Below are 12,079 nucleotides of genomic sequence, written 5' to 3' on the forward strand. Positions count from 1 at the left end.
GCCCGCCCCTGCCGACAACCCATCCTCCCCGGCGCGACGGTGGGCGGGCGCCCAGACTACGGCGCCAGGAGTCCGTACCGCCCAGCGGCGCGGATTCGCCCAGCTGCGAGACGGCTGTCGTGTACGCCAAGCCGTCGAGTAAGGCCGCCGCCTACAAGCAGTCCCGCCTCCGAAGGTGCTGCGCCCCGGCGACCGGCTGAAAACCGAAGCCCGCCTGGCCGACGGCGGCGTGCACGAGCTCTGGTCCGTGGATCGCCAGCGTCCTTGACCGCCGCGTGCCGTGGCTCGCCGCCGCGTCCCACAACGCCTCACCCCCGCTGTCGGCACCCCGACGTTACGCGGGCCCTGCTCGGTGTCACGAATCAGATCTTCTCGGCGGTCACGCGGGGGTGGTCGGCGGTGAGGATGGTGATGTCCTCGACGTCGGATGTCAGGATGGTGATGCGGCCGGGCTGGGCGAGGGCGGTGGCGCAGAGCATGGCGTCGATGGCGTACTTGTGGCCGTGCAGGCCGGCCGTGCGCAGCAGGGCGGCGGCGGACTGGGCGAGGGCTTGGGTGACCGGTTCGACGCGCAGCCGGGACAGCGTCCACTTCAGTGCGGCGTCGTTGATCCGGGGGTGGATCACTTCGACGAGCACGGCCGCCGAGGTGATCACGGGAAGATCGGCGTCGCGAGCGGCGGTGAGCCACTCGTGGACCTCGCGATCGCGCTGCACGGCCTTGGCCAGGCCCTCGCTGTCCAGGATCAGGGCGCCGCTCACGCGGCCGCCCCGGCACCGGAGGAGGTGCCGCCGGTGAGCTTGGCCCGCTTGGCAGCGACGGCTTCCGGGTCGGCGGGGCCGTGGGTCTTGTCGAAGTCCGCGATCAGCTCGTCCAGGTTGTCGCGCTCGATCTGTCGTTGCGCGGCCTTCTCCAGGTACGCGGATACTCCCCGCTTGCCGACCCGCTCGCGGATCGCTTGCAGGGTGCCGGCGGTCAGGGAGACGGAGATGCCGCTAGTGGGGCCGTCGCCGGGCGGGAAGGCGGTGTCGTCGTCAGCCATGACACGAGTATAGCATTTCGAATGCCATACGGCGAGAGCCTGCCGACGGGCGGTCTCGCAGGCTCCTGCGGATGCGGCGTCGTGCGCAGAGAGGTCGCGCGTAGCGCCCATAGCGCCCGCAATGCACACTGGCTTTGAGGCCGATTTGCGTCTCACAGGACGCTGACCTGCTGTTTTTCTTTGACGTGTTTTCTGTTGACGTGTTGGGGGTGACGCACCACGTGGAGTGCGTGGCGATTCTGGAGCCGGTGAAGAAGGACGCCTGAGTGGCGGTTCCTCGGTGGGTGTGGGCGGTGCCCCCTCGGTGAGGTAGTGGCCCGGGCGTCGCTTGCGGCCGGGGTGTGCGGCAACTGGCTGAGTTCGCATGGCGGTAGAGGCGGCGCAGGGGTGTCCACCGCCCCCCCGGCGGCGGTAGTCGAGGTCTGGATTTCGGGTGCGCCGGTGGTGCTTCTCCTTCCTCCCGGCCTGGTGCGCCGACGGCCGGACGTGGGGCTCAGGAGGCCCAATACAGGCTTCGCGTCCGGCTGTCGATGGTCCGGACGGGCCCCCTCCGGGGCTGCCCGCGTGCCCATTCCGCCGGCCGGGTCGGGGCGCGATACCCCGGTGACGGGATTTCATGTGCGATCCACCAAGACTTGGACCGCAACTGGCCAGTTTTCGCCCCAGTGGAATTGTGACGTGTGACACATCGTTCTGGCCTTCCTGAGGGGGTGAAAGGGGCATTCCCGGCGGCGTGGGGGCGGAATGAAAGATTCGGGTGGCGCGAACGAAACGCTTCGACATTGCCCGGTCATTACCGAGGCTTGACCGTGATCTGTCCGACTTCATAGCCTTCGAAATGTGCTCGCACCGCTGACCACGGTGTGTATCGGCACCTCAAAACCAATAGCCGGGGGAGTCGTATGTACGACGTCATTGTTGTGGGTGCCCGCTGCGCCGGATCGCCGATTGCGATGCTGCTGGCCAGACAGGGGCACCGGGTTCTCGTGGTGGACCGGTCCTCATTCCCCAGCGACGCGGTGTCGACCCACTACATCCACCAGGCCGGGCTGCTGCGACTCCAGGAATGGGGTCTGCTCGACGAGATCGTCGCCGCCAAGACGCCAGCACTCCGGAAGATGAACTACTCCTACCGGGGCATCGATCTCAACGGCTTCGCCGACCCGGTGGACGGTATCGACGCCGTCTACTGCCCGCGCCGCACCGTGCTGGACGAGATCCTCGTCAACGCCGCCCGCCGGGCCGGCGCCGAGGTCCTCGAAGGGTTCACCGTTTCCGACCTGACCTTCACCGACGGCCGCGTCACAGGTATCCGCGGACGCGAGGGGGACGGCCCCGAGCGGGAGTTCCGGGCCACCGTGGTCATCGGCGCCGACGGCTTCCACTCCACGGTCGCCAAGCGCGTCGGGGCGGAGCTGTACAACGTGCGCCCCGCCGCCGGTTTCATCTACTACTCGTACTACAGCGGTCTCGACTGGGGTCTGCACCACAAGACCGGCTTCAACGAGAAGTGGTTCGGCACCTGGCCGACGAACGACGGCGTCAGCATGCTGGCCGTCATCTGCACCCGGCGCCAGCTCAGGGAGTTCCGCCAGGACGTCGAGGCCGGTTTCCAGGGCGTGTTCGACGACGTGTCCCCCGAGATGGGCGTGCAGCTGCGCGATCAGGGCCGGCGCGAAGAGGACTTCAAGCCGATGCGGTACCCGGACAACTACTACCGCCGCGCCTACGGGCCCGGCTGGGCGCTGGTCGGCGACGCCGGCTACCACAAGGACCCGTACACCGGGTGGGGGATCACCGACGCCTTCATGCACGGCGAGCTCCTCGCCGAGCGCGTCCACCAAGGGCTGACCGGCGAGCGGCCGATGGACGAGGCGCTGGCCGAATACAACAAGCTGCGCGACGAGGAGAGCGCGGGCGTCTACGACTTCACGACGACGCTCGGCGAACTCACCGAGCTGCCCCCGTTCTTCCAGGCGACGATGAGCGCGATGAGCGCGAGCCAGGAGTGGACCAACAAGATGCTCGGCCTGATCGGCGGAGTCGTGCCGGACTACGAGATCTACGCGCCGGACGCCCTTGAGCGCCTCTACGACGACGCCGGCGTGCCGCAGGACCAGCGGATCTACGACCCGGCGGGCTGACGCCCGGCGGCGTCGGCCGCACTCGTCCGGCCGAGGGCGCTCCGTGCCGAGCGCCGTGCGTCGAGCGTGCCCTCACCGGCCGCCGCGCCGGCGCTCCGCGCGCTCCTCTCCCGCGTACTCCGTCACGCGTGCGCGTCGAGTTCTTCTGGCACCGGCGGCCCGGTCCGGCCGCCGGTATCTCCTCGGTGGCCGCCCCATGTCCGGCCGGGCGCGATTTCGCCTGCCCGGGCCGGTCCGGCCCACCTCTCATCCCCATTCACCGTTCACTCCACATGCCGTCCCGGCATTCCCGGGACCCGGTGCGGCCTTTTCGGAAGGCCCCGGGGCAACGGATTACGGAATTCCGGCATCGTATTCCATGGCGCTTCACCCCCTGAGGGAGTCCAGCAGATGACGCGTGCGTCCAGCATGTTCGAACTCATCAGTGAGCAGGACGAGGAAAGGCCCTATTTCGAAACAGGCGGCACGGGCCGGTCGCACGAGTTCTACACCGGTGAGGAGCAGCACCGGCGGGAGATGGCCCGTATTTACGGACGGCGCTGGCTTCCGGTCGACCATGTTTCCCGGTTGAAGGAAAAGGGCGCCTACAGCACCCTGAACATCGGCACCGGCTCCGTCCTGCTCCTGCACGGGGACGACGGGATCCAGGCGTACCACAACTACTGCCGGCACCGGGGCTACAAGCTCGTCGAGGAGGCCACCGGCAAGCGGCAGAGCCTCGTCTGCCTCTACCACTGCTGGGTGTACGACCGCAACGGCAAGCTCAAGAGCCTCAACGGCACCTACCTGGACCACTTCTTCGAGAAGGAGAAGAACGGCCTGCTGCCCGTGCGGACCGAGGTCCGGTTCGGCGTCGTGTTCATCGCCTTCTCCGACGACGCCCCCGACCTCGACGCCTCGCTGGGCGAGTTCGGTGAGTTCGCCCGCGTCTACGAGCTCGCCGACCTGGAGTGCGTCGAGGCGAAGGACTACCCGGTCGCCTCGAACTGGAAGCTCGTCGCGCACAACGTCAACGAGAGCCTCCACTTCCCCACGGCCCACAAGGACCTGCACCGCATCACCGACTTCGACGACGCGGGAACGTACGACCTCAAGGGCGACATCGTCGGGGCGTGGCAGTCCATCCGCGGCGGCTACAACTCCGTGTCCATGACGGGCCGCAGCGGCCGGGAGCCGATGCGACTGGTGCCCGAAGCGGACCGGCAGAAGATCAACTGGATCACCATCCTGCCCAACCTGCTGTTCGGGTTCACGGCCGACTACGTGATGATGCAGTGGGTCTGGCCCGAGAGCCCCGGCACCTGCTTCGTCCGGCACTTCTGGCTCTTCCACCCCTCCGAGACCGCCAAGCCCGACTTCTCCCACGAAGCCGTGTTCGCGCTGTGGGACAAGGCGAACTACGAGGACTGGGAGATGTGCGAGCGCACTCACCGGGGCCTGTCGAACCCCCTGTGGGCGCCCGGACAGCTCTCGCTCGACGAAGAGGTCGTCTCCCAGATCGACTCCTGGGTCGCCGCCGAGTGCGAGGACGCGCCCGAGAGTTCCGGCGCCGCCGCGGACGGCGAGGGTGCCACCGAGGGTTCGGACACCGCCGTCGACGGCGAGGGCGCCACCGAGGCCCGGAAGACCGCGGGGTGAGCATGAGAACCAACTGCTTCATCATCGGCGGCACCCGGGTCCTCACCCAGTGCGCGGCACAGCTCCTCGACGCCGGGGTGCGGATCGAGGGCGTCTTCAGCGACGACCCGGCGGTGACGGCGTGGGCGGACGCGCACGCGGTTCCCGTGCTCGACCCGCGCGGCGACCTGACGGCGACGCTTTCGGCGCAGCCGTTCGACTACCTGTTCAGCATGGTCAACTTCCGGATCCTGCCCGCCGAGATCCTCGACCTGCCGAAGGTCGCCGCGATCAACTTCCACGACGGGCCGCTGCCCCGCTACTCCGGCAGCCACGTCCCCGCCTGGGCGTTGTACGAGGGCGCGTCCCGGCACGCGGCGACCTGGCACCGCATGACGGAGGCCGTGGACGCCGGCAGTGTGCTGCTGGAGCGCTGGTTCCCCGTCCGTGAGCACTCCACCGCCCTGTCGCTGACGTACGAGACGGCCGAGGCGGGCATCGACCTCTTCGCCGCACTCGTACCGCACGTGGTGGAGCGCACGCTGCCCGAACCGGTCGACACGAGCGACCGCGAGCGGCGGTTCTACCGGCGGTCCGACCGGATGGCGTCCGGCGGCCTCATCCACGCCGGCACCACGGCCGTCGAGGCGGTACGGCTCTCCAAGGCCCTGGACTACGGCTCCTTCCCGAACCCGCTCGGCGTACCCACCCTCGTCACCGAACAGGGCGCGGTCTTCACCCGGCAGGTCCGGCTGATCCCGCGCGACGAGCCCCGCACCGAGACCACCGTGCTGTCGGTGACCACCTCGGCCATCACCCTGGCCGCCCCCGACGCCGACCTCGTGCTGAGCGACTGCACCGCCGTCGACGGAAGCGCCCTGAGCGGTCAGGCCGCCGCACAGCGGCTCGGCATCGCGCCGGGAGCGCCGCTGCCCGCCGCCTCGGCCCGGCGGCTGGCCGACATCGCCGCCGCCCAGAAGCCACTGCGGGCGCACGAGCCGTGGTGGCGCGCGCGCCTGGAGCAGCTGCGCCCCGCTCCGCTGCCCGCCGACGACTTCTCCGCCGCCGGGGCCCACTACGGCCGTTACGAACTGGCCTTCACCCCCGCCTCGCGCGAGGAAGCGGTCGCGGTCGTCCGCGCCTTCCTCACCGTCGTCGCCGAGCGCACCGGGGAGCCCACCTTCGACTTCGCCTGGTCGCCCTCGGCCGCGCGCGTCCTCGCGGACAAGACGCACGGCATCGCCGCCGCGCGCTTCCCCGTGCGGTTCGACGGCGACTCCACCCGGTCCCTGCGGGACAAGCTGGACGAGGTGGCCGCTCGCCACGGCTACGCCAGCGACCTCGAACTGCGCCTCGGTCTGGCCGGGCGCCCGCTGGGCTCCGACGAGCCGAGCTTCACCCGGGTCATGGTGCTCGACCGCGGTGCCGGCGAGGAGGCGTCCGCCGAGCCGCACACCGAGATCGCGCTGCTGTGCCTCCAGGACGGCCCGCCCGCGGTCTTCGTCCGGGAGACCGCGATGGGCGAGGCGGAGGCGCTGGAGTTCACCGAGCAGGTCGAGGACATGGTCCTGACGGCCCTGCTCCACGGCGAGGAGCCCCGTCCCGACGCACCCACCGAGGCGCCGGCCGCAGCCCACCCCGACGGCTCCACCGCCACCCCCGCCGCCGCGACACTTCTGGACCTGTTCGCCGCCACGGCGGCCGAGCGGCCGGAAGCCACCGCCGTCCGGGCAGGCGCCCGTACGCTGGACTACGCCCGCCTGGACGCCTGGGCGGACGCCATCGCGGCCCGCCTGCACGACCAGGGCATCGAGTCCGGCTCGGTCGTCGGCGTACTCATGGAGCGGGACATCCCGCTGATCCCGGCCATGCTCGGCATCCTGCGGGCCGGCGCGGCCTTCCTGCCGCTGGACCCGGGGTACCCCGTGGAGCGGCTGGAGCAGTACGTCGCGGTCTCGCGATGCGACCTGATCGTCACCGACGCCCGCACCCACGCCCTGGGAGCCTCGCTGGGCCCCGCACTGCGGGTGCCCGAGTCGGACGGCTCGGCGCAGGCGGTGCCGCCCCGGGTCGCCCCCGACGACCTGGCCTACCTGCTGTTCACCAGCGGGTCGACCGGCAACCCGAAGGGCGTCGAGGTCGAGCACGGGGCGCTGGCCAACTTCCTCACCGGCATCGGCGAGCGCCTGGCCGTGTCGCCCGGCGACACCGTGCTCGCGCACACCACCGTGGCCTTCGACATCTCGCTGCTGGAGCTGTTCCTCCCGCTGACGGCCGGCGCGACGGTCGTCCTCGCCTCGCGTGAGACGGCCGGCGACCCGTTCCGACTGGCCGAAGCGGCCGGCGGGGTGACGGTCGCCCAGGCCACGCCGAGCCTGTGGCGCCTGCTGCTGGGCACCGGCTGGACACCGCACCCCGAACTCACGGTCCTGTCGGGCGGCGAGGCGCTACCGCCGGCCACCGCCGAGCGCCTGCACGCACCGGCCCGCGCGCTGTGGAACCTCTACGGACCGACCGAGGCGACGATCTGGGCCTCGTGCCACCGGGTCACCTCGGTGGGCGCCTTCCTGCCGCTGGGCGAACCCCTGCCGAACATGGAACTCCACGTCCTGGACGCGGAGCTGGAGCCGTGCGCCGCCGGAACGACCGGCGACCTGTACATCTCCGGCACCGGCCTCGCCCGCGGCTACGCCGGCCGGCCGGACCTGACGAACGACGTCTTCACCGTCCACCCGGCGACCGGCGTACGGCTCTACCGGACCGGCGACGAGGTACGGCTGCACGCGGACGGCGCGATCGAGTGGCTCGGCCGCTCCGACGCCCAGGTGAAGGTGCGCGGCAACCGCATCGAGCCCGCCGAGATCGAGCGGGTGCTGGAGACGTTCGCGGGGGTCACCGCCGCCGTGGTGGTCGCGGCGCGGTTCGAGGGGCGCGGCGAACCGAGGCTGACCGCCTACCTGGTGTGCGACGGCATCCCGGCCAAGTCGGAGCTCGACGCGTTCGTCGGCAGCTCCCTGCCCGGCTACATGGTGCCCGACGCCTACGTCAGCCTCGACGCCCTGCCGCTGACCGACAACGGCAAGGTCGCGCGCGCCCGGCTGCCGCTGCCCACGCGGGAGACCATCATCCGCTCCGCCGCGGAGCACGCCACGACACCGGCCGAGACCGTCGGCCCCGTCGAGCCGGTGGAGTCCGTGGAACCGGTGCAGTCCGTCGAGCCGGTCGAGCCGGCGGTGACCGGCTTGACGGCGGACGCGCTGGCGGAGTCGATCGCGCGCGTCTTCGCGGCCACGCTGGACCACCCGCACTTCGACGTGAACGCCAACTTCTTCGACCTCGGCGGGGACTCCGTCAACGTCACGTTCGCCGCCGTGCGGCTCAGCCGTGAGCTGGGCGCGGACATCACCGCCCCGTCGGTCTTCGCCTCCGGTACGCCGGTGAAGCTGGCCCGGCTGCTGGACGCGGAGGGCGTCGTACGGCTGCTCGCGCCCGAGGCCGGGGAGGCCGCGACCGTACCGGCTCCGGCCGAACCCGTACCCGCGGCGACCACGCCGACGGCGCCGGCCGCCGCACGGCCCGCGCCGGCGGAGCCCGCCGGGACGGACGCGGACGACGGCGCGCTGGCCGTCATCGGCATGGCGTGCCGGTTCCCCGGGGCCGCCACGCCGGACGAGTTCTGGCTCAACCTCGTCAACGGGGTGTCCAGCGTCGGGCATGCCCCCGACGGCAAGCGCGGCTGGGCCCACCTGTGGTCCGACGCCGGCGCCGACGAGGTGCGGATGGGCTGGGTGGACGGTGTCGAGTACTTCGACGCCGCCCGCTTCGGACTCACCGACCGCGAGGCCCGCCGCATGGACCCCCTGCAGCGGATCCTGCTCAGCGTGACGGCGGAGGCCCTGGAGAGCTGCGGCCACGACCACGCCTCCCTCGGCGCGGCCACCGGCGTCTTCGTCGGCACCATCGCGAGCGACTTCCCGGAGCTCGTGGCGCGGAGCATCGGCCACGGCGACCCGCACGTGGCGACGGGCACCGCCGCCTCCATGGTCGCCAACCGGCTGTCGCACGTCTTCGACTGGGCGGGCCCGAGCTTCGCCGTCGACACGGCGTGCTCGTCCTCCCTCGTCGCCCTGCACCAGGCGGCCATGCACCTGCGGGCCGGCGATGTGGACGCCGCCGTGGTCGGGGCCGCGAACCTGGTGCTCACTCCGGACAAGACACGTTCCTTCGCCCGCAACGGGATGCTGTCCCCGCGGGGGGAGTGCCGCGCCTTCGACGAGGCGGCCGACGGCTACGTACGCGGTGAGGGCGCCGGCGCCGTCATCCTCAAACGGCTCGCCGACGCCGAACGCGACGGCGACCCCGTCCTCGCCGTGATCCGCGGCACGGCCGTCAACCACACGGGCGGAAGCGCGGGCTTCCTCACGGCGCCCAGCAGACCCGCTCAGGAAACCGTGCTGCGCAAGGCGCTGGCCGGATCCGGTCGTACCGCCGCCGACATCGGTTACGTCGAGGCGCACGGCACCGGCACCCAGCTCGGCGACCTCATCGAACTGGAGGCCCTGCACGCGGTCCTGTCCGGGCCGTCCGGCCGGCAGCCGGTCGCGGTGGGCTCGGTGAAGACCAACATCGGCCATCTGGAGCCCGCCGCGGGCATCGCGGGGCTGATCAAGACGATCCTGGCCCTTCAAGCGGCGCACATTCCGCCGTCGTTGAACTTCGACACCCCGAACAAGTCCTTCGACTTCGACAACTCGCCCCTGTTCGTGGCCGACCGGCTGCTGCCATGGGGCAGCGGCCCGCGCGTGGCGGGAATCAGCAGCTTCGGCTTCGGCGGAACGAACGCGCACGCGGTCGTCGAGGCAGGGCACCCGACGGCACCGGACGGCACGGAGCCCGGGCCGCGGCTGCTGATCCTGTCCGCGGGATCGGACGAGGCGCTGCGCACCCTGGCCCACCGGCTGGTGCTGATGCTGCGTTCCCCGTACTGCCCGTCCCTGGACGCGCTGAGCGCGGCCAGCCGGCAGCGGTCGGCCGCGGCCCACCGGCTGGCGTGCGTGGCGGACAGTGTCGAGCAGCTGGAGGACAAGCTGCGGCTCTTCCTGGCCGGGGTCGCGGACACCCGGTCCCTCTACGCGGGCGTGGCCTCCGGGGCCGCGCGCACCGACGCCGGGCCCGTGGGCGCCGCAGCGGACCGGGAGGCCCTCGACGCGGCGGCCCAGGCGTTCGTGACCGGCGCGGACCTGCCCGCCGGTGAGCGGCGCCGAGCGGGCGTGCGCTTCCCGACCGCCCCGCACGAGGAGAAGTACCTCTGGCTGGAGCCCGCCGAGCAGCGGCCCGCCGACGGGCGCGACCCTGCGCCCGGCCCGACGAAGAGCACGTGGACGGAGCACCCGGAGGCCGCGGAACACGTGGTCCTCGGCAAGCCGACCCTGCCCGGCGCCGGGTACCCCGGGAAGGTCGCCGAGTTCCTCGACCGGACGCGGTTCGGCCTGCGGGACCTCACCTTCCGGGCGGCCGTCGAGGCACCCGCGACGCTCACGGCCGAACGCGACAACGACACGCTCGCCTTCCGTGACGGCACCGGCGCCCTGGTCTGCAACGCGGAGCTGATCGGACCCGAGCAGCCGTCACTCGCCCCTCCCGCCTCCGACGAGGGCTTCACCGCCGTCGGACTCGACGCCATGTACGAGGCGTTCGAACGCGCCGGGCTCAGCTACGGCGCCGGCTTCCGGACCGTGGCCGCGCTGTCCGTGGCGCCGGGAGAGGCGACGGGTGTACTGCGTGGGGCGGGGCGGACCGCCGGTGCGGTGGACGCCCGCCTCCTCGACGGCGCCTTCCAGATCGCGCTCGCCGCGTGCGGCGCGCAGGGGCTGTACGTGCCGTTCACCGTCGAGCGGCTCAGCGTCCTCGGACCCGTCCCCGACACCGCCCGGGTCTACGCCCGGCGCGACCGAGACACCGGGCCGGACTCCGGTCTGCTGACGGCCAGTCTGGTGGTTCTCGACGGCGACGAAGCCGTCCTGGAGGCTCGTGGGATCACGTGGAAGCGGCTCTCCCCGGCGCCGTCGCCGGGGACCGCGGGGGGTGGCAGCCGCAACGGCCACCACCCGGCGCCCCTGCCCGCGCCCGCGCCCACGTCGGCTGTGGCGCCGCCGGTTGCGACGCCCGTGTCCAACGGCCACCGTGCCGGGGCGGCTCCCGGCCGTCCCGCCGCCGGCCGGCTCGACGCCGCGCTGGCCCGGTGGGTGGCGGCCGCCCTGGAGCTGGACGTCGAAGAACTGGAAACGGACCGCCCGCTGCAGGAGCAGGGTCTCGATTCGATGCTCGCGGTCTCGCTCGCCCAGGACATCCGGGCCAAGCTGGACGTGGACATTCCGGTGACGCTGGTCCTGGAGGTCGGTACGGTCGACCGGCTGGCCGCCGAACTGCGGGACGAGTACGGGGTCACGTCGGCCCCCGCCGAGGCAGGCAACCCCGGCTCCGGCACCCCGGCCGTGGGCGGTGCTTCGCAGGCCGCCGCGCCCGAGCAGCGCCCGGAGGCGGTGCCCGCGAAGGTGTCGGCCCCGGAGCCGGCGAAGGTGTCGGCCCCGGAGATCGCGCATGCCCCGGTCCTGGCCCCGATCCCGGTCCCGGTCCCGGAGACCGTGCATGCCTCGGACCGGGCTCCGGCGCCGACGGGCGAGCAGCCTGTCGCCTCCGTGCCCGGTGACGTGGACGCGCACGACATCGCCATCGTCGGCTTCGACGGAGTCTTCCCCAAGGCGGGGAACGTCGAGGAGCTGTGGCGGGTTCTGCTGGAAGGTGAGGACTGCCTGAGCGAGGTCCCCGCATCCCGGTGGGACATCGACTCGTACTACGGCACGGAGGGCAAGCCCGGCACCGTCTACCTCAGGCGAGCCGGCTTCATCGAAGGGCTGACGGACTTCGACCCCGGGTTCTTCCGGCTGTCACCCGCCGAGGCGGAGTGGATCGACCCGCAGCAGCGCCACCTCGTCCAGTCCGCCTGGCGGGCCCTGGAGGACGCCGGCCTGGCGGGGCAGTCCCAGCCGTCCACCGGAGTGTTCGTGGGCGCCAGTTACCAGCACTACCGCGACATGGTCGTGGGAGACGTCGTACAGACGGCGGCGGGTCTCGGCAACCACAACGCGATCCTGGCGAACCGGGTGAGTTACTTCCTGGATCTGCGCGGGCCGAGCATGACGATCGACACGTTGTGCTCGTCGTCCCTGGTCGCCCTGCACACGGCGGTGCGCAGCATCCGTGACGGCGAGTGCGA

The 12,079-nt window shown here is 71.9% G+C and carries 5 protein-coding genes; 3 read left to right on the forward strand and 2 right to left on the reverse strand.

The annotated features are described in order from the left end of the window. Window positions 1-362: 362 nt before the first annotated feature. Together E2E34_RS23700 and E2E34_RS23705 are read right to left on the reverse strand one after the other, a co-directional pair. The gene (locus E2E34_RS23700) at window positions 363-761 is read right to left on the reverse strand and encodes a PIN domain-containing protein (protein ID WP_138903942.1); all 399 of its coding nucleotides are present in this window, start codon (window positions 759-761) and stop codon (window positions 363-365) included. Then, complete coding sequence (locus E2E34_RS23705) at window positions 758-1,042, reverse strand: hypothetical protein (protein ID WP_138903943.1); 285 nt, start codon at window positions 1,040-1,042, stop codon at window positions 758-760. Before E2E34_RS23705 ends, E2E34_RS23700 begins: the two co-directional genes overlap by 4 nt. 902 nt (window positions 1,043-1,944) lie before the next feature. Between E2E34_RS23705 and E2E34_RS23710 the strand changes: the two genes are divergently transcribed. The 3 genes from E2E34_RS23710 to E2E34_RS23720 all read left to right on the forward strand — a co-directional run. Further along, the gene (locus E2E34_RS23710; RefSeq protein ID WP_138903944.1) at window positions 1,945-3,186 is read left to right on the forward strand and encodes an NAD(P)/FAD-dependent oxidoreductase; all 1,242 of its coding nucleotides are present in this window, start codon (window positions 1,945-1,947) and stop codon (window positions 3,184-3,186) included. 390 nt (window positions 3,187-3,576) lie between these two features. After that, complete coding sequence (locus tag E2E34_RS23715) at window positions 3,577-4,824, forward strand: aromatic ring-hydroxylating oxygenase subunit alpha (protein ID WP_244316021.1); 1,248 nt, start codon at window positions 3,577-3,579, stop codon at window positions 4,822-4,824. Window positions 4,825-4,826: 2 nt separating this feature from the next. Next, the coding region (locus tag E2E34_RS23720) for an amino acid adenylation domain-containing protein (RefSeq protein ID WP_244316023.1) at window positions 4,827-12,079 on the forward strand (7,253 nt) is incomplete at its 3' end.

The sequence above is a fragment of the Streptomyces albidochromogenes genome (genome assembly GCF_005981925.1).
Classification (GTDB): Bacteria; Actinomycetota; Actinomycetes; order Streptomycetales; family Streptomycetaceae; genus Streptomyces; species Streptomyces albidochromogenes.